The organism is Mesorhizobium carmichaelinearum, assembly GCF_900199455.1.
Taxonomy (GTDB): Bacteria; Pseudomonadota; Alphaproteobacteria; order Rhizobiales; family Rhizobiaceae; genus Mesorhizobium; species Mesorhizobium carmichaelinearum.
Map to the genome: position 1 here is coordinate 1 of NZ_FZQR01000036.1, position 24,656 is coordinate 24,656.

Here is a 24,656-nt window from a genome sequence, read left to right on the forward strand (position 1 = left end):
GTCGAAATCACCCCCGATGGCTGCATGGAGTGCGGTACCTGCCGGATCTTGTGCGAGGCCAGCGGCGAGATCGAGTGGAACTATCCGCGCGGCGGCTTCGGGGTCCTCTTCAAATTTGGATGACCAAGGCCCACGCACTGTGCAAATGAATACTGGCGTTCAAATACGTCAGCATTCGATACACCGAGCGCTTGGCGGAGGCCGGCGTCGAGCCCTCGGTTGGCAGCGTCGGCGACAGCTACGACAATGCTCTCGCCGAAACGATCAATGGTCTCTACAAGGCCGAGGTGATCCATCGACGCGGACCATGGCGCTCGTTCGAGGCCGTCGAGTTCGCGACGCTGGAATGGGTCGACTGGTTCAACAATCGCCGGCTACTGGAGCCCATCGGCAACATCCCGCCGGCCGAAGCCGAGGAACGCTACTAAGCCATGCTCGAAGACCCAGCCATGGCGGCGTGACTCATATGTGGAACGCCCTTCAGGCAAGTGCTTTCTTCAGACGGCTCATCACACGGGTACGGTGCGGTCATATGTCCGGCCTTTCAGCGCGGTTCAGAACCGCTGGCCTCGATGAAGTCCGCGATACGAAAGCCCGAACTCCGGCTAGCCCGTCGCTGCCCGGATGATGCAGGAGGCCTTCCGGCACCAATCGCTAGCGAGCTCAATTCAAGAGGCCATGCCAGATTGAGCAGCCACCCGTCAATTGGTTCCGCCTGAAGACCCTTCAATGGGCGCAGCGCAGCGGCTCGGCTCGCCCAGACCACCAACACCTGTTCGCTTGCCGCCCTTTCACAGACGCTTGATCTCGATGCCATATTTCCTCAGCACGTACCCAATTTGGCGAGGCGTCAACCCAAGCAGGCGCGCCGCCTTTGCCTGGACCCAGCCACATTTTTCCATAGCAGCAATGACCTGATCGGCATCGGTCACCCTCGGGCCATTTAAGCGGGCTGTGCCCGAAGGCGCTAACGGCAAGCCTATGGAAGGCGGGACCCCAAAAGCGGCCGACCCGGTGCCGTCGACCGGCGGCGTACGCGACTTCTCTGGCACCGCGACGAGCGGCCCAGTTTTCAGCGAGGCCATACAAAACGCCGCAGCTAAGCACTGCCCGTTGCTGCAGCCGATGTCCTCTCCGACGATAGACGGGCCCACCGCTAAGATCGCTGCCCGGCGCACGCAATTTTGAAGCTCACGGATGTTGCCGGGAAATTCACACTTATTCAGTGCGTCAATCGCGCTCGGATCGAAGGTCAGCGTACGACCGTTCTCATCATTAAAATTCTTGAGAAACTCCGCCGCGAGGAGCGGAATATCACCGTGCCTTTCACGCAACGGCGGCACGTGCAGGGGAACCACGTTAATGCGATAGTAGAGGTCGCGGCGGAACTCGTTCCTTGCAACCGCCTCCTCCAGGTTCTTGTTCGTGGCGGCAATCACGCGCACATCCACTTTAACGGTCTGGTTGCTGCCGACCCGCTCAAACTCCTGCTCTTGGAGAACGCGCAGGAGTTTTGCCTGAAACGACGCCGAGATCTCGCCGATCTCATCGAGGAACAGCGTCCCCTTGTCAGCGACTTCGAACCGTCCCTTTCGCGAATTGAACGCGCTGGTAAAGGCACCCTTTTCATGGCCGAACAATTCCGATTCCAGGACTGTTTCCGTCAATGCCGCGCAATTAAGTTTGACGTAGGGTCGGCCGGCGCGCGGCGACAAGTCGTGAATGGCCTTGGCAACCAACTCCTTCCCGGTCCCAGATTCACCTCGTATCATAACCGTGGTCTTTGTTTCGGCAACAACCGGGATCTGCTTAAGCAGCGCATTTAGTGCTGGACTGTCGCCAATTATCCCTTTGATGTGAACCTTCTTACGAGCCCGCGCCGGCTGCTTTTGCAACCGTTCTCCCTCCGCCATGGGTGTCGCGCGGTCGCCGGGGGACAAATGATGCAATTTAATGGTCTGTCCCACCAGGGTGGCGACCATGGTGAGTAGCTTTTCATCACGATCGGGCGGAGACCTTGATCCATTGTCCAGCACGCGGTCGATGGTGAGGGTGCCCACGATGTTCCCATCCACGCGAATGGGAACTCCGATGAAAGACACCGCTACGGTGTCTGAGGCCCCGAGGATTTTCATGTCGGCGGCACTGAAAGCCACATGGTGCGCCACGTTCTCGACGATGAGCGGCCTATCGGTCATCATAATCTGATCAATTGCCTTGCGCGGCAGCCGTCTGCGGTAGGACTCATCGCTGCTCTTGTCCCACTCGGTGCCGACGACGACGTCCAGTACGCGGTCACCGTTGAACAGAGAGATGATGCCATCCATATGCACAAACGAGCGCAGCAGCTCGAGAGTTTTGGCTAAAGCCACTTCGAGTTGGTAAGAAGCGGCGAGTACCTTCGATATTTCGCAAATCACGGTAAATGCGCTTTCGTACGGCTGAACACTAGTGATCACATCGTTCCTCGGTCTTTGCTTTAGGCCCTTGCGCGCCCTTGTCCCACGACGGCGTCTTCCTGGCACTTTGTTCGGGTCTGCGGATGATGTGGTTCATGTCGTCCTCGATCTCGCGCTTTAAAAACAATCCCGGTTGCAGGGTGCACCTGCAAGTTTGAGGACAGCGGGCAGTGCATGCCGCGGGTCTTGCTTCTTCTTCAAAGGTGAGGCCACCGTGTCGGCACCGCACGTTGATGACGTGATAGGATTGAGGGAGGATAGTTAATCGAGCTAACCTTTCATCTGTGAAAGGAAACTCGTCGCTCTGAAAGAATTCTATCACGGATGCAATAACAAATATATTCTTAGTTATATTACGCCGTAACGAACATCCGCATTGCGGTGCAATGCCAGAACATGCTTGGAGTGATCATGACGAAAAAGGCGTTAGGCGCGCGGAACGAAGGTCCGGATCTCGCTGGAGTGGCTCTGGTTAAGGATGGCTTTGGTCTGGCGTTCTGAAGACGACCGTGGTCGAAATGATTGCCTTTCTTGGGGAAGCCTGACGTTGGGACCACCTCGCTGGCTCACTTGCCGGCAGCATGGATTTCCTTCGACATGGGCTATGATTTGGCAGTCGGTGTGAGACGCTCGGTCGGCCCAGGAACGCTACGACTTTCCGTGATCTCGCGTGGATTAGGCATCCGGGACGCCTCCTGCACCATTACCTCCCTTATCCAGATGCTCGCCGGATCACTGTTGCGAAGGTTGGGCCATTGGACGGCCAAGGTGAATCTGGGAAGCGGCAGCGGCAGTTCGATGATCTGCAGGGGGAACGTTTTTTCGAAATGCTTGACCAGGCGGAACGGCATCGTCGCTACGCGATCTGTGCCTGACACCATGGGCGGGATCATGCTGAAGCCCTGCACAGGCACCTCGACACGTCTCTTGAGACCATGCTCAAGGAAAAACCATTCGTCGATGGAGGGCCTCTGCGCGCGCCCGAACCTGACCGCAACGTGCCTCATCGACAAATATCTCTCGAGTGTAAGTTGCCGTGGTAGCTGTTTATTCATGGGGCAGCCCACGCATACGATCTTGTCGTCGAACAGCACCACTCTTGAATGCGCGCTCGACGTGAACAAATCCGGCAGAATCAGAAAATCGACGTCCCTACGCCGGAGAAGCTCATCCGGGTCGTCGTCGATAGGCAGCAATTCGAAGCTGACGGCGGGTGCCTCCCGTGCAACACGCTCAACGACCTTTTCAAAAAATACCAGCGTGACGAAATCGGAAAGAATGATAGTGAAGCGCCGGTCGGATTGAGCTGGGATAAACTGATCCTGTGAAAGAATCGAGTATTGGATGTGCAGGAGCGCGTCACGGACTGCGGGGGCGAGCGCTTGCGCACGCGGTGTCAGAATACGTGCGCGGCCGCTCAGGATAAACAAGTCATCGTGGAAATAATGGCGCAGCCGGGCGACCGCCGCACTCATTGCCGGCTGACTTAGGTTAATGCGGTGTGCCGCCTCCGTGAGCTTGCGTTCGGTCAGCAGCGCGTCAAGCACCACGAGCAGATTCAGATCCAGACCCTTGAAACGCATGTGTCCACCCATCCAAAGCGTATATGCGCTTCATCGAAACAAACGATTTACTGATTTTGCAGAACTGAACCGCGCCGGGTTTTCCGGAGGCCGTTTCGTTTGAGTCACGCGGCTATGGCTGGTTCATCCAGCATGGCGTAGTAGCGTTCCTCGGCTTCGGCCGGCGGGATGTTGCCGATGGGCTCCAGCAGCCGGCGATTATTGAACCAGTCGACCCATTCGAGCGTAGCGAACTCGACGGCTTCGAAGTTACGCCATGGTCCGCGTCGATGGATCACCTCGGCCTTGTAAAGACCGTTGATCGTTTCGGCGAGAGCATTGTCGTAGCTGTCGCCGACGCTGCCTACCGAAGGCTCGACGCCGGCCTCCGCCAGGCGCTCGGTGTATCTGATAGAGACGTATTGGCTGCCTCTATCGCTGTGCTGGATGAGCCCGCCTCCCTGCACGGGCCGCCGATCATGGAGAGCCTGTTCCAGGGCATCGAGAACGAAGGCTGCATGCGCCGTCCGGCTCACCCGCCAGCCGACGATCCGGCGGGCATAGGTGTCGATGACGAAAGCCACGTAGACGAAGCCGGTCCAGGTCGCGACATAAGTGAAGTCGGAGACCCACAGCATGTTCGGCGCCGGAGCATGGAACTGGCGATTGACGTGATCGAGAGGGCATGGTGTCGCCTTGTCGCTCACCGTGGTGCGGATCGGCTTGCCGCGGAGGATGCCCTCAAGACCCATGGCCCTCATCAGGCGGGCAACCGTGCAGCGGGCGACGTCGAAGCCCTCGCGCTGCAACTGCCGCCAGACCTTGCGAACGCCGTAGACGCGGAAGTTGGCCTCGAACACGCGTCGGACCTCATCCTTCAAGGCCTCATCCCGCTTCGCCCGAGCCGACAGCCGGGAGGGATCGATGCGCTTGGCGACATGGTCGTGGTAGGTCGACGGGGCGATCGGCAGCACCTTGCAGATCGGCTCGACCCCATGCGCCTCGCGGTGATCGTCGATGAACGCGATCATGGCTTGAACCGGCGGTCGAGCTCCGCCTGGGCAAAATAAGCGGAAGCCTTGCGAAGGATCTCGTTGGCCTGGCGAAGCTCGCGGTTCTCGCGTTCCAAAGCCTTGAGTTTCGTTGCCACATCCGTAGGCACACCGGCGCGCACGCCACTGTCGCGCTCGGCCTTCTTCACCCACTCATGCAGCGTCTGCGCCGTGCAGCCTATCTTGGCGGCGATGGACGAGACCGCCGCCCACCGCCAGCCATGCTCGCCTTCGTGATCCAGAACCAGCCGCACCGCACGGGCTCGCACCTCGGGAGAGAACTTGTTCGTCGTCTTGCTTGTCATGGCTCCACCTTTTCAGGAGTTGATGGAGTGGATGCCCCTCCCGCCGAGCCAGCGGCGTGGCAGAATTGCCATCGCAGAATGGGCTGCGGACAACAGGAGGAACGACATGAACAACGTCACCATCATTGGCATCGATCTGGCGAAGCGCGTCTTCCACGCTCATGGCGCTCACGCCGACGGCGGCGTCGCATTCCGGAAGAGAATGGGTCGCTCTCAGGTCCTCCCGTTTTTGGCCCGACAGCCAACCTGTGTGATCGCCATGGAGGCCTGCGCGAGCGCACACGAATGGGGCCGGGCAATTCGGGAGCTGGGCCACGAGGTGAGGCTCATCCCGCCCAGCTACGTCAAGCCTTATGTAAAGCGCCAGAAGAACGACACCGCCGATGCCGAGGCCATAGCTGAAGCGGGATCTCGACCAACGATGCGGTTTGTGGCGGTGAAGACGGAAGAGCAGCAAGCGAGGTCGATGGTGTTCCGAACGCGCGACCTCTTGGTGCGCCAGCGCACGCAACTGATCAACGCCTTGCGCGGTCATCTTGCCGAACACGGCGTCATCGCACCGCAAGGTCCGGCTCACCTGAAAACCTTGGCTGCCGCGATTGATGCCGCCGAATCTACGATGCCCCAACTGGTTATCGACGTTGGTCGCGTCTACTTGGAGCAGGTCGATCGGTTGAGCTGCGAAGTTGCCGAGCTGGAGAAAATCCTCCGCCGCGAAGCCCAGTGCGGGGAGGATACACGCCGCCTTCAGACCATGCCGGGAGTCGGCCCGATCACGGCCATGGCGGTGGAAGCGTTTGCGCCCCCAATGTCGACCTTCAAGCGCGGCCGTGACTTTGCCGCTTGGCTCGGACTTGTGCCTATCCAGCACTCGACCGGTGGCAAGCAGCGGCTCGGCCGAACGTCTAAAATGGGCCAGCGGGACATCCGACGGTTGCTGATCATCGGCGCAATGTCCGTCATCCAGTGGGCCTCCCGCCGCGGTGCGCGGCCAGGATCATGGCTCGCCCGAATGCTGGATCGCAAACCGCTGATGCTGGTTGCCATGGCGTTGGCCAACAAGATGGCTCGCTCGGTATGGGCGATGTTGACAAAGAAAGAGGATTACCGGGATCTTGGCAGCGCGGCAGCATGAGCATGCACTCGGCGACTGCGAGGCCATGATGGGCGGCATGTGAGGAGGTCGTGAACGTCAAGGACAAATGATCGGTCTGATCGGGATCAGGAAATGCACCGAGGCTCCAAGAGCGAAAAGCTCGTCGAGTTGATTTGCGCCTGATCCGCGTATCTCCATGACGGCCAGCGGCACCTCCGACGCCGCATCACAGGCCTGACACATGACCGCACCCGATCACATGCTCGAAGACGCGAAGGCACTTGCATGAAACGGGGCATCCACACATGGAGCCTCCGATCAACCCGGGGCGGTTCACTTCTTCGCGATCCCGGCGGTTGCGTAGCAACTGTCTTGGATTTTCTTGGCGTTCCAGCGCTTCAGGTCCTTCGCAGCGGCATCCTTGAGCGCCAAGAAACGCGCCCGTTGCGCGAAACGGTAGGGAATTTTGATGAGTTGCGGGCACACTTCGCACATGGTCCTTATGCGAAATTTTTTGAGCTCGGTGCCGCCTGACTGATCCCTCAACCCACTGGCGCGCTTACCCCCTGCGTAGCATTCCATACTGAGCAGAACTTCTTTTGCGGCAAGAGGCGCTCCGCTCTTGTGTCAGCCCTTCAAAGCCTTTTGTCGGGTCGTTCCCAGCCTGCTTCTAGACACTCCGATCGAGGTCATGTCAGGGCAGTTCGTTCAGTTGGCCACGACGACGCCGACCTCGATCTGACGGCAAACGCATAGGCCTTTTCGATGTCGCGCATCGGGATGGATGGCGAGCGCGATGGCTTTGTTCCGAACGGGGCGTTGGCTTTGATCTCGGCTCTGAATCGGGCCACTTCCTCAAGGACGGCGCCGGCACCAAGGCTTTGTTGTGATTTATCGGAGCATTGCCATTTAGCGACAGCCGGGTCGCTCTTTTGCCGTCACGCTGTCTGGCTGGGCTCACAGGGCAACGCGGTCGAGAAAAGTATCGAATGCGGCAGCAACAGCGCGAATCGCATACCGATGCTCCTGCCGCACGCGGATCAAACCCTCTTCGATATCCACTATGCCGTCCTCAGCGAGCATCGCCAAGCGTTCAGCTGAATCGAAAAAGTGGCTCGGATCGGATCCCTGGGCGGCGCAGATTGCCGGCACATCGGCCTCCAAATCGCTCATTAGCCGCTCTATGATTGCGGCTCGGACGCGGTCTTCGTCGGTAAGGCGGTAGCCCTTTGACGTCGCCAGATGCCCGGCTTCGATGTGTCGGGTGTAGGGATGTCGCATAACCTCGTTCTGGAAGTAGCCCTCCCCGACCCGGCTGATAGCCGACGCGCCGAAACCGATCAGGGTTTTGCAGGAGTCGGAGGAATACCCCAGCGAGTTACGCCGTAGGCGACCCGATTTTTGTGCCAGCGCGAGTTCGTCGTCCGGCAAGGCGAAATGGTCCAGCCCGATCTCTCGGTAGCCCGCGGCAGCCAGCGTGTCGGCCACTGCGACAGCATGTTCGGCGCGAGAAGCGCTGTCCGGCAGCGCTGCCTCGTTGATCAGGCGCTGATTCTTTAAAAGCGAAGGAATGTGCGCGTAGCCGAAGACTGCGAGTCGACTTGGGCGCATGGCGGCCGCCGCCGTAGCGGTCTCGACGCAGGACTGTACCGTCTGATGCGGGAGGCCCAACATGAGGTCTAAGTTGATCCGACTTACTCCATGTTGACGCAGCTTTTCAACGGCAGCGACGGTTTGCGCCTCACTCTGAACCCGGTTGATCTCCTTTTGAACAATGGGATCGAAGGTTTGCACGCCGAGGCTCGCGCGGGTCACCCCGGCTGCTCCTAAGGCTTCGGCCATCTCGGCCGTGAACGTTCGTGGGTCGATTTCGACGGCGACCGTAGCCGTTTTGCTCAGCGCGAAACTGCGGCCCAGGAGTTCCGTCACGGCCAAGAACTCCGCTGGCCCAATGAGGCTCGGCGTTCCACCGCCGAAATGTACGTCACTCACGGGCAGCGGCTGCGGCACTTGCTCCGAGATCAACCGGATCTCATCACGCAGCACCGCGAGATACTTGAGGATGGGAGCGTCCCGCCGGACAATAGTAGTAGGGAAGCCGCAATACCAGCACAATGATCGGCAGAATGGAATGTGGAGATAGAGTGACACCGGATCCTCGGCTGGGAGGTCCCTCAGGCACTCCTCATAAGCCTTGGCGCCGACCTCCGTGGAGAACTCCGATACAGTCGGATAGATGGTGTACCAAGGCAGGCGGGCCTTGCAATATTTTGTCAGGATCGAGGTCTGCAACGCGTACCCTCCGATGTTGAAAGCCATCATCCTACCGATGCGGCTCACCTGGGTCTTTGCGCCACGTCAATCCGTTCGGGTTTCGACGCGAAAACGGGAGCGCTGCAACGGCACCTTGCATTATGCGTCTCGACAATCGAGACTTCGGGTCTCCTGTGTTTAGTCTACTGCACTAAGCCGATACTGGTTCGCTCGATGCAGAGCTTTTCTCGTCACTTACACACGTGACGCTAAAGCGTGTCGCGATTAATCGGCCTCATATCCGGCCGCTTTGAAGAAGTTTCTGCATTCGGTTGGCTCGAACAGATGGCAGATATCGCCGAGAGCCTCGCAGAGTGCATCGAAGCTTCTGGCCGCCTTCTTTCGCAGCCTCGCCTTGAGTTTTGAATAGGCCATCTCGATTGATGGGATGGATGGCTCCTGCTCCCGGCGTCGCATTGCGCCATAGTGGGATGTCATTGTCCCAAAGAGAGGAGCCATCCATGTCCGAGCTTGCCACAGTCGGTATTGACCTCGCAAAGAGCGTCTTCCAGGTCCATGGCGTCGATGAGAACGGTCGGATTTTCGCGCGCCGCCAGCTTCGCCGCAGCCAGTTGCTCGCGTTTTTCCAGAAGCGTCCGCGATGCTTGATCGGCATGGAAGCTTGTGCGGGCGCTCACGACTGGGGACGCCGGTTGCAGGAGTTGGGGCATGACGTCCGCCTGATGCCGCCGTCTTATGTGAAGCCTTACGTGAAGCGCGGGAAGACGGATGCTGCGGATGCAGCCGCGATCTGTGAAGCCGTGACGCGCCCTTCCATGCGGTTTGTCGCCATCAAGAGCGAAGCCTGCTCATCAGTTCTGGTTCTTCACCGCACGCGGGACTTTCTGGTTCGCCAACGCACGCAGATCGGCAACGCGATCCGAGCCCACATGACGGAGTTCGGCATCATTGCAGCGAAGGGCGCACAGAACGTCGATCGATTGAAGGAACAACTGGATCGGCTGCCGGAAGTGGCTCGGATGCCCGTGAGTTTGCTCTTCGATCAGTTGGCCGAGACGAACAAGCGGATCGAGCGGCTGACCGACGAGATCGAAGAGACCCACGCGCAAAACGAGACAAGCCAGCGTCTGGCTACGATCCCGGGCGTCGGCATGCTGACGGCGACGATCATCGCGGCGACGACGCCGGATGTCGACAATTTCGACTGCGCGAGAGACTATGCGGCTTGGCTCGGCCTCACGCCCAAACCGCACTCCACCGGAGGCAAACAGAAGGTCGGCCGAATCTCGAAGATGGGCAATCGTTATATCCGACGATTGCTGTATCTGGGCGCCATGGCGCAGATCATGCTCAGATGTCGGCTCAAGCGCGAGCCGGGACCGGACTGGCTATCGAGTATGCTGATGCGGAAGAAGACGAAGGTCGTTGCCATCGCCTTGGCGCATCGTATGGCAAGAACAATCTTCGCCGTCCTCAGGGATGGATCGCGTTACAAGCCGCAGGCCACTGCCGCCTGACAGGCTCTCGGAATGGTCAGGGCAAAGTGAGGTGATGGCGAACAAACGGAGACGAAGAACCAGGACACCCCGATCAATCCGAAGCGCCTCGAGCGCGCTCGATTGAGTGGGACCTGTTCTCCAAGCGGATATTCATCAGGGCGCGCAGCGATCCCGTTGCACATTCAGACGCCGTATACATGGCCGCAACCGACCTGTTCACCAAACCCGATCCGACACCCTTGACCCGCAGGAGCCATCCATACACGGGTTGAGGTCGGGCGAGTATGGCGGCAGGAACAGGAGCCATGCGCCCCTTTGGCGAACCAGTTGCGCGGCGCGCTCGTTCTTGTGGAAGCCGACATTGTCGAGAATGACGACATCGCCGGGCGACAGTTCGGGAGCGAGCTGCGTTTCGACGTAGCGTTCGAAGATGGCGGCATTCATCGGCGCGTTGACGATCCACGGCGCGACCAGACCGTGGCATCGCAGCCCGGCGATGAAGGTCTGCGTCTGCCATTTGCCGAATGGCGCATGCGTCCTGAAGCGCTCGCCCTTCGGCGCCCAGCCGGTGCGTTTGGTCAGTTTGGTATTGGTCGACGTCTCATCGATGAAGATCAGCCGCGCCAAAGCCTTGTTGAAGAAGCACTTTCGCCGCCCGATCCACAGGTCAGCGCCTGGCGCACGTCGGCCCGCTGCTGCTCGCTGGCCAGTAGAGTTTTTTTTTATGACTGAGCCCCAGGCGTTGGAGCAGGCGCCCGACATTGGAGCGGTGCACGCTCACCCCGCGCTCCTCCAGTTCGACGCAAAGCTCATCCAGCGTCAGTTCGCCGGTCTCGGCCAACCGCAAGCGGACAAACTCGGCATACGGCTCAAGCTTTCCGCCCCCAACATGGCCCTGCCGGCGGGCTTCAAGCGAACCGGTCTGCCGGCGCAGATTGATCAGATTGTTCACAAAGCGAGGCGAAACGCGGAAATGGCGTGCAGCATCGCGGTGACCATGTCCCTCATCGACATACGCAACAACACGCCGACGCAACTCAAGCGGTAGCGGCTTGCCCATCGCGGTCTCCTTTCAACCGCAATGAATCACGAACTCAAATCAAGGGGAATCCTGAATCCCTTAAATCGCGACACGCTTTAGAACAATTTTGCAGTTTGCATTGGAAAATTTTTTCTGAGTTTGGTTCCTCACAGCATCCGGCATGAGCTCATGGTGCGAGAGCACCTCGCCGAGAACCGGCAATGACACCGCGGCTCTAGCACCTTGGTCCGGCGGCCGTCAGATTGGCCGGGATGTTGTCGACCGGATGGACCGTCCGTCCCGGCCGATCAATGCTTGGTGAGGGGTCAAAGCGCAACGGCTATGCGCCAGTGATCCGGCTGGTCGCAAAAACGACAGAAGCGAGGGCGAGTAAAACTGCCGGCCCGAGGGCCAAAATTGCTAGGGAACAAAGACCTGCTTGAACGCGCGCCCTTACCAATCTCATCAATTCCCTTAGTGCGCTACCGCATTCTTCAGAGCGATCTTTGGCGAATCTTCATTCCGCTGGGGGCGAGGCGGCCAATGTGGAAAATCCACACAAGGCTCGCTTGTGCGACGTGACTTAATCGGGCACGGGACTTGCGGGGAGACGGCAGCAGCGTTCGACCGGCGCCGCGATGGGAGAAGCCTGACAAGGCATGAACAGCCACCCAATCCGGTCAGGGAGAGAACCAGTGTCAGCCCCACAAGACCGCAGTGCCAGTCCCCCGTCCCGCCAACCTTTCTATGCCCGCCTTTACGCGCAAGTGCTCGCTGCCATCATCCTGGGCGTGGCAGTTGGCCATTTCTATCCGGAACTCGGCGAGAGCCTGAAGCCGCTCGGCGATGCCTTCATCAAGCTCGTCAAGATGATCATCGCTCCTGTCATCTTCCTGACAATTGCGACCGGCATCGCCGGGATGAGCGATCTCCAGAAGGTTGGCCGCGTTGCCGGCAAGGCCATGGTCTATTTCCTCACCTTCTCCACGTTCGCATTGATCGTAGGCCTTATCGTCGCCAATGTCGTTCGGCCCGGCGCCGGCCTCAACATCGATCCGGCCTCACTCGATGTCCAAACCGTGAATACATATGCTGTAAAGGCTCACGAGCAGTCCGTGACCGGCTTCCTGATGAACATCATCCCGTCAACGATCGTCGGCGCCTTCACGGACGGCGACATCCTGCAAGTCCTATTCTTCTCGGTTTTGTTCGGCATTGCACTGTCGATGGCCGGAGATACGGGCAAGCCGGTCACTTCCTTTCTTTTGGCGCTCACCGCGCCGGTCTTCAAGCTGGTCGGCATTCTAATGAAGGCTGCGCCAATCGGCGCTTTTGGCGCCATGGCCTTCACCATCGGCAGATACGGCGTCGGTTCGGTCGTGAACTTGGCGATGCTGGTCGGGACGTTCTATTTCACTGCCTTCCTTTTCGTGTTCGGGGTTCTCGGCGCGGTCTGCCACTATAACGGTTTTTCTATCTTTTCTCTCATCCGTTATATCAAGGAAGAGCTGCTGCTTGTTCTGGGAACATCCTCCTCGGAGGCCGCGCTTCCCTCGCTCATTGAGAAGATGGAAAAGGCTGGCGCCAAGCGCTCGGTGGTCGGGCTGGTCATCCCGGCCGGATATTCCTTCAATCTGGACGGCACCAACATCTACATGACGCTTGCGGCCCTTTTCATCGCGCAGGCGACGAACACGGACCTCTCGATCGGCGATCAGGTCCTGCTGCTGCTCGTTGCGATGCTCTCCTCGAAGGGTGCTGCAGGTGTTACCGGCGCGGGCTTCATCACTCTGGCCGCTACACTCTCAGTGGTACCAAGTGTTCCCGTCGCCGGAATGGCTCTGATTCTTGGCGTCGACCGCTTCATGTCCGAATGCCGAGCACTCACGAATTTCGTCGGCAACGCAGTGGCATCGCTCGTCGTGGCCCGCTGGGAAGGCGAATTGGACCAAGTGCAGTTGGAAGCCGCCTTGTGCGGTCACCAGATCGTGGAGACATTAGACCGGCCAACGGGTCAGGAGCCCCTCGACCTGTAAGGTCGTCGACCTCGTCACAGGAAATAGACGTCGAACCGCAGGTCCCAAACGGCGCTTTGCGAGCTAATCGAATCAAAGATCAAAGCACTAATCTTACTGAGTCAGAAAGTCGCGGCTGCGGGGGGATTCGCGCTGGTCTCGGATTTGTTAGGGTGTTGCTTCGTGATCAGGGAAGCGCCCCGCCATGCCCGACTGGACAGCCGAGAGTGAAGCCGCATTCGACGCCTATGTCGATGCTTTGATCGGGGTGATCGGCCACGCCGACCGAGCTGAGCCGCTGAAGGATTATTGCCTCGGACTTCTGATGCCGATCGAGCGCAAGAGCGTGGAGCCGTTGGCGGCCGTCACGGCGCCGTCGCGGGTGTCGGCCAAGCATCAGTCTCTGCTGCATTTCGTGGGACAGGCGCCGTGGTCGGACGTGGCCTTGCTAGCGCGGGTTCGCGACTGGGTTCTTCCACAGATCGAGCAGCGTGGACCGATCCGGGCGTGGATCGTCGACGACACCGGCTTTCCCAAGAAGGGCAAGCACTCGGTGGGCGTAGCGCGCCAGTATTGCGGCCAGTTGGGCAAGCAGGACAACTGTCAGATTGCGGTTAGCCTATCGATCGCAAATGACGCAGCCTCGCTTCCGATCGCCTACGAATTGTATCTCCCGCACAGCTGGGCGGAGGATCCGGAACAACGCAAGAAGGCCAAGATTCCGGCAGAGATCACGTTCCGGACCAAGCCGCGGATCGCGCTCGAGCAGATCAGGACGGCCAAGGCCGAAGGCGTCGCGCCCGGCGTGGTTCTCGCCGACGCCGGATATGGCGCCGACGGCGGTTTCCGCGCGGGCCTGTCCGAGCTCGGTCTGACCTATGTTGTCGGCGTTCAGCCCACACTCAGCGTCTGGCGCCCAGGCGAGAGCCCGCTGCCGCCCAAGCCTTGGAGCGGAAGAGGCCGGCCGCCGTCTCGAGTTGGCCGAACCGACAATCACAAGCCAATCTCGGCCAAGGCCATGGCCGAGGAGCTCGACGCCGAGCCTTGGCGCACGATGGCCTGGCGTGAAGGAACCAACACCGAGCTCAATTCCCGCTTTGCCGCCGTGCGCTTACGGCCGACATCCAGGGACTACAATCGGCCCGAGGCTCACGCCGAAGAGTGGCTCCCGATCGAGTGGACTGAAGGCGAGGTCGAGCCGAGCAAGTATTGGCTCTCCACCTTGCTGGCCGACGCTACGATCACCCAGTTGGTCGACGCCGCCAAGCTGCGTTGGCGGATCGAGCGAGACTATCAGGAACTCAAGCAGGAACTGGGACTGGGCCACTACGAAGGCCGAGGGTGGCGCGGCTTCCACCACCACGCCAGCCTCTGTATCGCCGCCTATGGCTTCTTGGTCTCTCTGAGGGAGAACGATCCCCCCTCAACTCCAACTCGCGCCCAGGGCCGCCAAACACCTCGTCTTCCCGGCGGTTATCGAACCCGCAGATCCTCCGATCCGACCAGAGCGGCACGTCCCGACCTCGATCCCAACCCTCAGGCGACGCCTGACTGTCGCCTTGGCCAACCGTCTGCAACGATGTCCGTGCTGCATAAGGCCAATGGACCGTCCGCGTCAGGCTCGCAATTTATGACGCAGTAGTACTAATGCGGTGAGCGCAAATTATTATGAGTGCCACACAAGCAACCGAATCTCATGTAGATACGCGGGCTACGCATGCAGTTTGTTTGTCGATCACGGAGCATGCGCACGTCTTCATTTTTCCGCCCGTGATCGTCGCCGAGGCACTCTGAGCGATAGAGAGCCAACGGCTGAAAACCAATCAGAGTTGTACCATGGCCAAGCGTCCCACAATTGCCGATCTTGCCCGCGAAGCCGGGCTCAGCGTCTCAACAATCGATCGGGTTCTGAACGCTCGCCATCCCGTGCGAGAACAAACCGCGCGGCGGGTCCATGAGGCCGCCGACGCTATCGGCTATCATGCCGCCGGTCTCATCAAGCAGCATCTGCGGCGGCACCTGCCGCACTACCGGCTGGGCGTCATATTGGTAAAACCCGCCCACCAATTCTACCAAGACCTCGCGCGCGAGCTCGAAGCCTCAGTCCGCATGGCCCAGTCCTTCCATGGTATTCCCCTCATCGAATTCGCGCCGACATATATGCCAGGCGACCTGGTCGCGCTCCTTAGGGTTTTAGGCACTCGCTGCCACGGCATCGCCGTGGTGGCGCCGGACCACCCGAAGATTACGGCTGCGGTCGAGGAGCTCAACGCAAAAGGCATTCCGGTTTTCTCACTGGTGTCCGATTTCGCCGCCGGCGTGCGCCAAGGCTATATCGGCCTCGACAATCGCAAGGTCGGGCGGACAGCCGCTTGGATGCTTTCCAACGCCGCAAAACGGCCCGGCAAGGTGGCGGTGTTTGTCGGTAGCCATCGTTTCCAGGCGCACGAGCTACGCGATAGTGGCTTCCGCTCCTATTTCCGTGAGCACGCGCCGACATTCGAGGTGCTCGATTCGTTCGTGACCCTCGGGGAACCGCAAATCACCTACGAGAAAACGCTGGATCTCATGCAGAGAGAACCTGAACTCGCTGGCCTCTATCTGACCGGATCGGGCACGGAGGGCGCCATCTCCGCACTTCGGGAAGAGGGCAAAGGTCGAGATCTGGTGGCAATCGTGAATGAAATCACGCCGGTGTCACGAGCGGCGCTTGCAGATAAGGTCATCACGATGGCGGTCGCCACGCCGCTTAGCCGGCTTTGCCAGGAGCTGATGACGATGCTGGCACGGGCCATCGAGACGGGCACCGCTGAGACGTCGGGGCAGATATTTCTGCCGTTCGACATCTATCTCCCGGAAAATATATGACCTCTTATCATCCGAGTCTTTCTGCCCCTCACTTGGTGTCGTGAACGGGCGTTTACGGCACAAGCCAAATAGCCGACAACGGCGCCGATGGAAGGAAGCCCCGAGCCGTGCGCCAGCACGGCAAATCCTCGATCTGTCGTGCAAAATCGGGTGCCAGCGATCTTCTACCGACGTCGCTTGGCTACTCGACCTATGAGGGCCTCATTGACGACGCCGCCCGCGCCGAAACGTCGACTGGGTGGTTGACGGAGCCAGTGGAGGTCGACCAAGCGGACCTCGAGCGATTTACCGACTTTAACTAGCCAACCTTTACGCGGCCGATCCATTCCCCAAACAGCGCTCCAAAGCCTCCCTAAGCCGACCCGCGATGGTTCCGAGCTGCGGAATTCTGTGGGCTTGTCGCGGGCCCCGTCGGCAGAAGCGAGCCACGGTTTGACGCAGCCGGGTTCACAGATCCGGAGCGGGCGACGAGGCCTATCGCCGTCGCCATCGATCAGCGTTCGGGGTTGCCGTCCCGTTCTATGAGAATCCGTTCTGCAGCTCCATCGAGATCCTCGTATTGGCCACTCCTCAAAGCCCAAAGAAAGCCAGAGAGCCCAAGCGCGCCGAGGAACAGAGCCACGGGGATGAGGTAGACGAGCGTCGTCATGACATTCGTGCCGATCCGCCGATGACGGAGCATCCGTGCGGAGCCATTCTGGCCGGAGCGTTCGATGCAACTCCTTGCAGGCGCAAGGCATTTCCGATCACTAGGAGCGACGAGGCGCTCATCGCGATCGCCGCGATGAGCGGCGTCACAAATCCCAGAACGGCGATGGGAACGGCAAAGGCGTTGTACATGATCGCAATGGCGATGTTCTGGCGGATGAGCCGCCCGGCCTTGCGCGAGACGTCGATCGCCAGCGGGACCGCAAGGAGACTTTCGCGCAGGAAGACGAAATCCGCAGCCTGGCGGCCAATATCGGCCGCGGTTGCCGGAGCCATCGAAACGTATGCTGCCCGCAATGCCGGTGTGTCGTTGAGACCGTCGCCCACCATCAGCACCTTGTGTCCGGCACGGGTCAGCGATTTGATCCACTCGACTTTTCCCGAGGGCAGCAGCGCCGGCACGAAGCTGTCGGTTCCCAACGATTTGGCAACCTCGGCGCAGGCTTTCGCGGTGTCGCCGGACAAGATATCGACCGACACCCCGGCCTTCTTCAGCTGCTCGATCGTTGCCTTGGCGTCTTGCCGAAGCGCATCCTCGAACGCGAAGCGCGCGACGATGTTTCCATTCTTGGAGAGCACGGTGCCGCCATAGCCACCGAGTTTGCCTTCGCCGCCGGTGCGCGCCTTCCAGCCTGCCCATCCTCGCCTTCCGAGGCGCCACGTATTCCCCTCCATTAGCGCTTCCACACCGAAGCCCGGATGCTCGCTGACGGGTTCGACACCGGGCTGGCCGGAATACCCCGCATGGCTGGCGATGGCCCTGGAGAACGGATGGCGGGAATGAGCCGCCATGTCTGCCGCGATCGCAAGCATGGTCGGATCGATCGAGGATGCGTTGAGCAGCTTTGGGCGCCCGAGCGTCAGCGTTCCGGTCTTGTCGAATACCGCCGCGTCCATGCCGGCGAGTCGCTCCATCGCCGATCCGTCCTTGACCATGACCCCGGCCTCGAACAGGCGTCTGGCCGCTACGACCTGGACGATCGGCACAGCCAGGCCGAGCGCGCATGGACAGGTGATGATCAGCACGGCGATGGCGATGGTGAGAGCCCGATGCCAATCGCCGGACGCGGCCATCCAGCCCAGGAATGTCATAAAGGCGGCCAGATGGACGACGGGCGCGTAGAGCGCCGATACGCGATCGGCAATGCGACGGTAGCGCGAGCGGCCGCCCTCGACGGTCTCCATCAGCCGGACCATTTCCGCCAGGAAGGAGTCCTTTGCGGCCGCGGTCGCCAGCATCGTCAGCGGACCGGTGAGGTTGAGCGTGCCGGCCTGTACATGGGCGCCGGCTCCGACGGCCTTCGGTGCGCTCTCTCCGGAGACGATCGAGCAATCCAGGTCGGAGTTTCCGCTCACTATGTCTCCGTCCAGCGGGATGCGTTCTCCGGCCGCGATGAGCAGGCGCAGCCCGGGCACGAGTTCGGCGACGGGCATGTATTCGCGCTTGCCGTCATCTCTCAAGACCAGCGAACCCCGCGACGCGAGCCGCGAGAGGCCATTGACGGCCGTTCGCGCCCGCTCCCGCATGACATGGTCAAGCGTGCGGCCGATCAGCAGGAAGAAAAGCAGCGAAACCGAGGCATCGAAATAGGCGTGTTCGCCATGGTTGATGGTTTCGTAGAGGCTCATCGCGTAAGCGAGCGACACACCCACCACGATCGGCACGTCCATGTTCATGCGGCCATGACGCAGGGCGTTGGCGGCTGAGCGGAAGTAGATGCCGCCGGCGAAGGCCAAGGCCGGGATGGCGATCAGCGCCGAAAGCCAATGAAACAGGTCCCGCGTCGCGCCCTCGGCGCCGGACCAGACCGACACCGACAGCAGCATGATGTTTCCGCCCGCAAAGCCGGCGACGGCGACGGCCCGGATCAACTCCGACAGGGCTCTGTCCTTCTCCTGGATTTCCGGGTCGAACAAATGCGCCTGATAGCCCAGCCTTGAAAGCGCTGCGAAAAACGGCGGGACCTGTTCCCCGCGCCAGCGAACGGATACTCGCTTGGTTGAGAGATTGACGCGGGCAGAATCTATGTTTTCAAGCTTCGCCAGGGCCGCCTCGATCGCCTGGATGCAGTCCGCGCAGTGAACAGACGGAACCGACAGGTCCGTCTGGCGACAGCCACCGTCCAGCGCGCGGCTGGCCAGTTTAATTTCGTCGCTGGACGGCACAGCGGATGCCGCGTCCGCGACCTCCAGAGCCATCTCGGCCCCCGGCGCGCAACAGCTCATTGCAGGGCTCCGTTCTCGATCATGACGCGGCGGACATCGCGAAAAGGAGTGGCAAGGCCCGCGTCGGCATCGATCTCGACGATCCACACGCCGTCCCTCGGGGTGTGCCGCACAGCGAATTCTTGTGCATTGCGCGCAGCAACACCCGCAGGTGCGGCAAGCGTCAGAGCTTCGTCTTCTGCTTGGTAAGCCGGGTGCCGGAACAATATCCTGACGCCGCGCAGCGGTAGCGCTTTGCCGTGTGCATCGACAAGGCTGTAGCGGACTTCTCCCGAGGCGACGATAAGCTTGCCTGTCCAGCCCAATGCCGCCTGCGCCCTTCCTTTGCGAGTCTCCTCGTTGAACTGCTGACTCGCCACATAGGTGTTCTCCACAACGAGGCCGGTCCAGCTCTCTCGGGCGAGCGTGGCCATCGTGACGTTGACCCCGATCACCACAGCGAAGAAACTGACGATGACGATCAGCATGTGCCAGCCGGTGAACTCGCGCGGCTTTTGTATATCGGTGCTCATTTGCTCTTCTCCGGCGCGTTGAAGCTGGCGGTGTATTCGGCGGCTTCGGAACTCGCCTGATCCTCAATGCGAAATTCGAAGCTCTGCGCCGGCTCCTTGATCCTATCCGTCGGTTGGCGAACGAAGACCTTGAGCACCTTTAGCCGGTCGGGTTCGACTGCAATGGGGAATGAGCGGCTCGGCGGCTGGTCGACGCCGACGATGCTCATCTCGCCGCCCTCGAGACCCTGCAGCATGACCTTGATCGTCCGCGGCTCGGGTATCATGTTGAGCAGCTTGACGGTGTAGCCGTTGCGGATCGAGCCGTCCGACAGCGTCACGAACTGTGGATTGCGGTCGTGCAGGACATTCAGCTCCAGTCGCTCGCGCGTCAGCAGCGAATAGACGAGGACCAGCCCGATCGCCGACCATGCACCGAGATAGATGTAGGTGCGCAACCGGAAGATCTTGCCCCGATGGAAATGCGTGAGACCTTCGACGAAGGTGCCGCCCGCCGTTCTTACGAGCGCCGGGCTGACAGGGCTGACGCCGCCGGCGGTCGCCACCGCCATATTGGCGTTATAATCCGCCAGCGTTGCATAGGAGATCAATCCGCGCTCGCGACCGAGCTTGTCCATGACACCATCGCAGGCATCGATACAGAGCGCGCAGGTGATGCATTCGAGCTGCTGCCCATAACGGATATCGATCCCCATCGGGCAGACGGCAACGCAAGCGTTGCAGTCGACGCAATCGCCGGCCGGCAAACCGGCAGCGAGAGCCTTCTTGGCGTGCCGCGAACGCGGCTCGCCGCGCCAGTCGTTATAGGTCACCGTCAGCGAATTTTCGTCGAGCATGGCGGCCTGGATGCGCGGCCATGGGCACATGTAGGTGCAGACCTGCTCCCGCACCAGCCCGCCGAACACATAGGTTGTGCCGGTGAGCACAGCGATCGTGGCATAGGCGACGGGCGCCGCTGTGCCGGCAACAACTTCGCCGAGCAGCTTCGGCGCATCGGCGAAGTAGAAAATCCAGGCGCCGCCCGTGACCACGGCGATGACGAGCCAGACAGCGTGCTTGGTTATGCGTAGGAACAGCTTGCAGACGCTCCAGGGAGCGGCGTCCAGCTCCATGCGGGCAATGCGATCGCCTTCGATCGCGCCTTCCACGACAAGGAACAGGTCGACCCAGACGGTTTGCGGGCAGGTATAGCCGCACCAGGCCCGTCCGACCGTCGACGTGATCAGGAAAAGGCCTACGCCCGCCATCATGAGAAGACCGGCGACGTAGTAGAACTCCTGCGGCCAGATTTCGATGAAGAAGAAGTAGAAACGGCGGTTAGCCAGGTCGATCAGGACGGCCTGGTCGGGCGCGAAGGGGCCTCGATACCAGCGCAGCCAGGGGGTCAGATAATAGATGCCGAGTGTGATCGCCATCACCAGCCATTTGAACCGGCGGAAACGGCCGGAGGCCCGCTTTGGGAAGATTTTCTTGCGCGCGGCGTAAAGTGGCTGTCGCGTCTTTGCGGAGTTGACCGCTTCGGCATCGAGCCGTTCTACCTGCGACTGATTGAGCACGACGATCTCCAATGGCGGCGAATGACATCCCCGGGCCTCGTCGCCTGAGCGGCTGAGGGCTGAGAATAGGCCCCGCTCCTATTCTCCGCCGCCAAGCGAATGGACATAGACAGCCAGTTCCTTGACCGTCGTCTCGCCGAGACGACCGACCCAGGCAGGCATCACCCCGCTTTTCGGGGCTCGGACCTGAGAAGCAATCGCGGCTTCGCCGGAACCGTGGAGCCAGATCGCATCCGTCAGATCGGGTGCTCCGATATCCCTGTTGCCCTTTGCGTTCTCGCCATGGCATGCCGCGCAATTGTCCGCGAAAACTTTGGCGCCGGGCTCGATCAGGCTCTTGTCTCGCACCGGCCCCGAAAGGCTGACCACGAAAGCGCTGACCTGAGCGACCTGCCCCGGCTTGAGCACATCTGCAAAGGCAGGCATCTCCGACTGGCGAGTATCGGCGTCCGGGGGGAAACGAATGCCATGCGTGATCGTCTGCTCGATCTGCTCCGTCTTGCCGCCCCAGAGCCAATCGTCATCATTGAGGTTCGGAAAGTCAGTCGACCCTTGCGCGCCGGAGCCGTGGCACTGCACGCAGTTGACCTTGAATGCCGCGCCGCCGGCCGCGACGGCGAATTCGCGCAAAGTGTCGTCAGCAGCAATTTCCGAAACGGTTTTGGACTTTATCGCCGTGACGTATTTGGCCTTGGCGGCCTCAGCCGCGGCCATTTCGTTCTTGACGTCGTTGCGGCTGGAAAAGCCCAGGGCGCCTTTGGTGGCGGAACTCAACATCGGCCAAGCCGGGTAAGCAATCGTGTAGGCGAGTGCCCAGGCGATAGTGATATAGAAGGTTATCACCCACCAGCGCGGCAGGGGATTGTTGAGCTCCTTGATGCCGTCCCACTCATGGCCGGTCGTCGTCACGCCGGAGATTTCGTCGACATGCTCGCTGCTCATTATCAATCGTCCTTGAGAGGGATCTTTGCGGCGTGGTCGCCGTGCGTCTTGCCACCCGGACGGAGCGCGAAGGCGATGCAACCGACAAAGAACACGGCCATGGCAAGCAGACCCCAGCTGTCGGCAAACTCCCGCATCAAGTTGTAGTCCATCGGTTGTTCTCCTCAGCGATAGCCGGCGGCTTCGTCGTAGTTCTTGAAGTCGACCAGGTTGCCGAGCATCTGCAGGTAGGCCACCAGGGCATCCATCTCGGTGACTTGTTGGGGATCGCCGTCGAAGTCGCCGACCTTAGCCTTCGGGTATCTCTTCTCCAGGCCTGACGTGTCCGCGTTGGGATCGGCCTGCGCCGTCAAATCCGCATTGGCATTGGCGATCATGTCGTCGGAGTAGGGCACTCCGACGCGCCTGTTGGCTGTCAGATGCGTCGAGAAGTCCTTCACCTCGATCGGCGTGTCCTTCAGGAACGCGTAGCTCGGCATGATCGACTCGGGCACGACGGATCGCGGATCGGTGAGGTGCTGAACATGCCAGCTGTTGGAGTAGCGGTCGCCGACGCGGGCGAGATCCGGCCCGGTTCGCTTGGATCCCCACTGGAACGGGTGATCGTACATCGACTCGGCCGCCAGGCTGTAGTGGCCGTATCGTTCCACCTCGTCCCGGAACGGCCTGATCATCTGGCTATGGCAGAGATAGCAGCCCTCGCGCACATAGATGTTGCGGCCGGCAAGCTCGAGCGGCGAGTAGGGCCGCATGCCCTCGACCTTCTCGATCGTATTGTCGAGATAGAAGAGCGGCGCGATCTCGACGATACCGCCGACGGTCACGACCAGCAGGGATCCGACGAGAAGCAGCGTGGCGTTCTTCTCGATCAGCGCGTGTCTATCCATCAAGCCCATGTCTAGCTCCTTATTCGGCAGGCTGGAGGGCGGGGACGGAACCCGGCAAAGGTTGCTCTTTGCGCTGATAGCCACGAATGGTCATGGTGACGTTCCAGGCCATGACCAGCATGCCGGCGAGGTACATGGCGCCGCCCGCGGCGCGCATGACATAGTAGGGATGCATGGCTGCGACGGTCTCGGCGAAGGAGTAGACGAGGAATCCCTGCTCGTCGTACTCGCGCCACATGAGCCCCTGCATGATGCCCGAGACCCACATCACTGCCGCGTAGACCACGATGCCGAGCGTCGCCAGCCAGAAGTGCCAGGTGACGAGCCGCAGCGAATAGAGCCGTTCGCGGTTCCAGAGCTTGGGCACCATGTAGTAGATGGCGCCGAAAGTGATCAGGCCGACCCAGCCGAGCGCACCCGAATGAACATGGCCGATCGTCCAGTCCGTATAGTGGGACAGCGAGTTGACGGTCTTGATCGACATCATCGGACCTTCGAAGGTCGACATGCCGTAGAAGGCGATGGCCGCAACCATCATGCGGACGATCGGGTCCGTCCGGATCTTGTCCCAGGCGCCAGAGAGCGTCATCAGGCCGTTGATCATGCCGCCCCAGGAGGGCATCCACAGCATGATCGAGAACACCATGCCCAGTGTCTGCGCCCAATCTGGCAGGGCGGTGTAGTGGAGGTGGTGCGGGCCCGCCCAGATGTAAAGGAAGATCAGAGCCCAGAAGTGGATGATCGAAAGGCGGTAGGAATAAACCGGCCGGTTCACCTGCTTGGGCACGAAGTAATACATCATGCCAAGGAAGCCGGCGGTGAGGAAGAAGCCGACGGCATTATGCCCGTACCACCACTGCGTCAGCGCATCCTGGACGCCCGAGAAGGCGGAATAGCTTTTAGAGCCAAGGAATGAAGCGGGCATCGACAGGTTGTTGACCACATGCAGCATCGCGATGGTCACGATGAAGGAGAGATAGAACCAGTTGGCAACGTAGATATGCGGTTCCTTGCGCTTGAGAATGGTGCCCAGGAAGAGCAGGAGATACGCAACCCAGACGATCGTCAGCCAGATGTCGACATACCATTCCGGCTCGGCATATTCGCGGCTCTCGGTGATGCCCAGCAGATAGCCGGTGGCGGCCATGACGATGAAAAGCTGATATCCCCAGAACACGAACCAGGCGAAACTGCCGCCGAACAGCCGCGCCCGGCAGGTACGCTGGACGACATAAAGCGAGGTGCAAATCAGCGCGTTGCCGCCAAAGGCAAAGACGACGCCGGAGGTGTGCAGGGGGCGCAGGCGGCCGAAGTTGAACCATGGTGGGATGTTGAGATCGGGGAAAGCAAGTTGAAGTGCGATGATCACGCCGACCAGCATGCCGACGACACCCCAGAACACTGTCGCTATAGCCCCATAGCGGATCGGACCATCCATGTAGGCGTCAGGGTCGATCGGCGCTGCGGCCTTGAAATCCGAATTGCGCAGCAAGATCGCGGTGAAGCCAGCCACTGCGAAGAACAAAACCCACATGTGCTGGCGAAAAGGTCCATCCACGCCGAAGCCGGCGGCCACAAAGGCAGCAAAAGCAAACAGGCTTAAAAGGACGATCTCCGTGCCATACTTCATCGCAAGTCCCCGATCTCGAATTCCCGCGGACGACAATCCGCGGT

19 protein-coding genes, 4 pseudogenes and 1 other annotated feature are annotated in these 24,656 nt (G+C 60.5%); of the genes and pseudogenes, 8 read left to right on the plus strand and 15 right to left on the minus strand.

Annotation, left to right across the window (positions count from 1 at the left end; all coding sequences use genetic code 11):
- Nucleotides 1–123: pseudogene (locus tag CKW40_RS36990) on the plus strand (ferredoxin family protein); the annotation flags it as partial.
- A 38-nt stretch (nt 124–161) separates the two neighbouring features.
- Nucleotides 162–428 (plus strand): annotated as a pseudogene (locus CKW40_RS36995) (integrase core domain-containing protein); the annotation flags it as partial.
- A gap of 363 nt (nt 429–791) precedes the next feature.
- Here CKW40_RS36995 and nifA read toward each other — a convergent pair.
- The 3 genes from nifA to CKW40_RS37015 all read right to left on the minus strand — a co-directional run bounded on the left by nifA (nt 792) and on the right by CKW40_RS37015 (nt 5,378).
- Entirely contained in the window at nt 792–2,459 is a 1,668-nt protein-coding gene (nifA, locus tag CKW40_RS37005) for a nif-specific transcriptional activator NifA (RefSeq protein WP_095204620.1), read from the minus strand.
- A gap of 602 nt (nt 2,460–3,061) precedes the next feature.
- Nucleotides 3,062–4,042: a LysR family transcriptional regulator gene (locus CKW40_RS37010; RefSeq protein WP_095204621.1), complete on the minus strand. Its 981-nt coding sequence runs from the start codon at nt 4,040–4,042 to the stop codon at nt 3,062–3,064.
- 104 nt (nt 4,043–4,146) lie between these two features.
- A protein-coding gene (locus CKW40_RS37015) for an IS3 family transposase (protein WP_095204622.1) occupies nt 4,147–5,378 on the minus strand; the annotation gives its coding sequence in 2 pieces (ribosomal slippage) (nt 4,147–5,087 and nt 5,087–5,378; 1,233 coding nt in all).
- Nucleotides 4,978–5,094, minus strand: a sequence feature (AL1L pseudoknot). It overlaps the preceding gene by 117 nt.
- A 106-nt stretch (nt 5,379–5,484) precedes the next feature.
- Between CKW40_RS37015 and CKW40_RS37020 the strand changes: the two genes are divergently transcribed.
- Entirely contained in the window at nt 5,485–6,513 is a 1,029-nt protein-coding gene (locus CKW40_RS37020) for an IS110 family RNA-guided transposase (RefSeq protein WP_095204646.1), read from the plus strand.
- A gap of 297 nt (nt 6,514–6,810) precedes the next feature.
- A pseudogene (locus CKW40_RS37025) lies at nt 6,811–7,008 on the plus strand (sulfotransferase); the annotation flags it as partial.
- Between the two features lie 423 nt (nt 7,009–7,431).
- Here CKW40_RS37025 and hemN read toward each other — a convergent pair.
- On the minus strand, nt 7,432–8,793 hold the full coding sequence (hemN, locus tag CKW40_RS37030; protein ID WP_439331032.1) for an oxygen-independent coproporphyrinogen III oxidase: 1,362 nt from the start codon (nt 8,791–8,793) through the stop codon (nt 7,432–7,434).
- A 219-nt stretch (nt 8,794–9,012) separates the two neighbouring features.
- A pseudogene (locus CKW40_RS44930) lies at nt 9,013–9,183 on the minus strand (IS630 family transposase); the annotation flags it as partial.
- A 65-nt stretch (nt 9,184–9,248) separates the two neighbouring features.
- Between CKW40_RS44930 and CKW40_RS37035 the strand changes: the two are divergent.
- Nucleotides 9,249–10,265: an IS110 family RNA-guided transposase gene (locus CKW40_RS37035; protein WP_095204623.1), complete on the plus strand. Its 1,017-nt coding sequence runs from the start codon at nt 9,249–9,251 to the stop codon at nt 10,263–10,265.
- Between the two features lie 198 nt (nt 10,266–10,463).
- Here the strand turns inward: CKW40_RS37035 and CKW40_RS37040 are convergent, their stop codons facing one another.
- Together CKW40_RS37040 and CKW40_RS37045 are read right to left on the minus strand one after the other, a co-directional pair.
- Entirely contained in the window at nt 10,464–10,874 is a 411-nt protein-coding gene (locus tag CKW40_RS37040) for a transposase (protein WP_179298249.1), read from the minus strand.
- 40 nt (nt 10,875–10,914) lie between these two features.
- Nucleotides 10,915–11,307, minus strand: a complete 393-nt coding sequence (locus tag CKW40_RS37045) for a winged helix-turn-helix domain-containing protein (protein WP_095204625.1) — start codon at nt 11,305–11,307, stop codon at nt 10,915–10,917.
- A 620-nt stretch (nt 11,308–11,927) separates the two neighbouring features.
- Between CKW40_RS37045 and CKW40_RS37050 the strand changes: the two genes are divergently transcribed.
- From CKW40_RS37050 to CKW40_RS37060, 3 genes are all read left to right on the plus strand, one after another.
- Nucleotides 11,928–13,304 (plus strand): dicarboxylate/amino acid:cation symporter, encoded by a 1,377-nt coding sequence (locus tag CKW40_RS37050; RefSeq protein WP_095204626.1) that lies wholly within the window; start codon nt 11,928–11,930, stop codon nt 13,302–13,304.
- Between the two features lie 184 nt (nt 13,305–13,488).
- The gene (locus CKW40_RS37055) at nt 13,489–14,925 is read left to right on the plus strand and encodes an IS701 family transposase (RefSeq protein ID WP_244571442.1); all 1,437 of its coding nucleotides are present in this window, start codon (nt 13,489–13,491) and stop codon (nt 14,923–14,925) included.
- A 194-nt stretch (nt 14,926–15,119) separates the two neighbouring features.
- A complete protein-coding gene (locus tag CKW40_RS37060; RefSeq protein ID WP_095204627.1) occupies nt 15,120–16,151 on the plus strand; it encodes a LacI family DNA-binding transcriptional regulator in 1,032 nt (343 codons plus the stop codon).
- Between the two features lie 493 nt (nt 16,152–16,644).
- Here the strand turns inward: CKW40_RS37060 and ccoS are convergent, their stop codons facing one another.
- From ccoS to ccoN, 8 genes are all read right to left on the minus strand, one after another.
- Entirely contained in the window at nt 16,645–16,800 is a 156-nt protein-coding gene (gene ccoS / locus CKW40_RS37065) for a cbb3-type cytochrome oxidase assembly protein CcoS (RefSeq protein ID WP_095204628.1), read from the minus strand.
- Entirely contained in the window at nt 16,797–19,085 is a 2,289-nt protein-coding gene (locus CKW40_RS37070; protein WP_095204629.1) for a cation-translocating P-type ATPase, read from the minus strand. The genes ccoS and CKW40_RS37070 overlap by 4 nt, the downstream gene beginning before the upstream one ends.
- Nucleotides 19,082–19,597, minus strand: a complete 516-nt coding sequence (locus CKW40_RS37075) for a FixH family protein (RefSeq protein ID WP_095204630.1) — start codon at nt 19,595–19,597, stop codon at nt 19,082–19,084. The genes CKW40_RS37070 and CKW40_RS37075 overlap by 4 nt, the downstream gene beginning before the upstream one ends.
- Nucleotides 19,594–21,153: a cytochrome c oxidase accessory protein CcoG gene (gene ccoG / locus CKW40_RS37080; protein WP_095204649.1), complete on the minus strand. Its 1,560-nt coding sequence runs from the start codon at nt 21,151–21,153 to the stop codon at nt 19,594–19,596. The genes CKW40_RS37075 and ccoG overlap by 4 nt, the downstream gene beginning before the upstream one ends.
- Before the next feature lie 78 nt (nt 21,154–21,231).
- Nucleotides 21,232–22,095, minus strand: coding sequence for a cytochrome-c oxidase, cbb3-type subunit III (gene ccoP / locus CKW40_RS37085; RefSeq protein ID WP_095204631.1), 864 nt, complete (start codon nt 22,093–22,095; stop codon nt 21,232–21,234).
- Between the two features lie 2 nt (nt 22,096–22,097).
- Nucleotides 22,098–22,247 (minus strand): cbb3-type cytochrome c oxidase subunit 3, encoded by a 150-nt coding sequence (locus tag CKW40_RS37090; RefSeq protein ID WP_095204632.1) that lies wholly within the window; start codon nt 22,245–22,247, stop codon nt 22,098–22,100.
- Nucleotides 22,248–22,259: 12 nt separating this feature from the next.
- Nucleotides 22,260–22,991 (minus strand): cytochrome-c oxidase, cbb3-type subunit II, encoded by a 732-nt coding sequence (gene ccoO / locus CKW40_RS37095; protein ID WP_095204633.1) that lies wholly within the window; start codon nt 22,989–22,991, stop codon nt 22,260–22,262.
- A gap of 10 nt (nt 22,992–23,001) precedes the next feature.
- Nucleotides 23,002–24,612, minus strand: a complete 1,611-nt coding sequence (gene ccoN, locus CKW40_RS37100; RefSeq protein ID WP_095204634.1) for a cytochrome-c oxidase, cbb3-type subunit I — start codon at nt 24,610–24,612, stop codon at nt 23,002–23,004.
- Nucleotides 24,613–24,656: the final 44 nt, after the last annotated feature.

Bases quoted from the DNA above. Each gene is read 5' to 3' on its own strand.
- CKW40_RS37035 (WP_095204623.1), top strand. From the start codon at position 9,249: ATGTCCGAGCTTGCCACAGTCGGTATTGACCTCGCAAAGAGCGTCTTC.
- CKW40_RS37010 (WP_095204621.1), bottom strand. From the start codon at position 4,042: ATGCGTTTCAAGGGTCTGGATCTGAATCTGCTCGTGGTGCTTGACGCG.
- ccoN (WP_095204634.1), bottom strand. From the start codon at position 24,612: ATGAAGTATGGCACGGAGATCGTCCTTTTAAGCCTGTTTGCTTTTGCT.
- CKW40_RS37070 (WP_095204629.1), bottom strand. From the start codon at position 19,085: ATGAGCTGTTGCGCGCCGGGGGCCGAGATGGCTCTGGAGGTCGCGGAC.
- CKW40_RS37090 (WP_095204632.1), bottom strand. From the start codon at position 22,247: ATGGACTACAACTTGATGCGGGAGTTTGCCGACAGCTGGGGTCTGCTT.
- CKW40_RS37075 (WP_095204630.1), bottom strand. From the start codon at position 19,597: ATGAGCACCGATATACAAAAGCCGCGCGAGTTCACCGGCTGGCACATG.
- ccoO (WP_095204633.1), bottom strand. From the start codon at position 22,991: ATGGGCTTGATGGATAGACACGCGCTGATCGAGAAGAACGCCACGCTG.
- ccoS (WP_095204628.1), bottom strand. From the start codon at position 16,800: ATGACGACGCTCGTCTACCTCATCCCCGTGGCTCTGTTCCTCGGCGCG.
- CKW40_RS37050 (WP_095204626.1), top strand. From the start codon at position 11,928: ATGAACAGCCACCCAATCCGGTCAGGGAGAGAACCAGTGTCAGCCCCA.
- CKW40_RS37045 (WP_095204625.1), bottom strand. From the start codon at position 11,307: ATGGGCAAGCCGCTACCGCTTGAGTTGCGTCGGCGTGTTGTTGCGTAT.
- ccoP (WP_095204631.1), bottom strand. From the start codon at position 22,095: ATGAGCAGCGAGCATGTCGACGAAATCTCCGGCGTGACGACGACCGGC.
- hemN (WP_439331032.1), bottom strand. From the start codon at position 8,793: ATGGCTTTCAACATCGGAGGGTACGCGTTGCAGACCTCGATCCTGACA.
- CKW40_RS37020 (WP_095204646.1), top strand. From the start codon at position 5,485: ATGAACAACGTCACCATCATTGGCATCGATCTGGCGAAGCGCGTCTTC.
- CKW40_RS37060 (WP_095204627.1), top strand. From the start codon at position 15,120: ATGGCCAAGCGTCCCACAATTGCCGATCTTGCCCGCGAAGCCGGGCTC.
- CKW40_RS37055 (WP_244571442.1), top strand. From the start codon at position 13,489: ATGCCCGACTGGACAGCCGAGAGTGAAGCCGCATTCGACGCCTATGTC.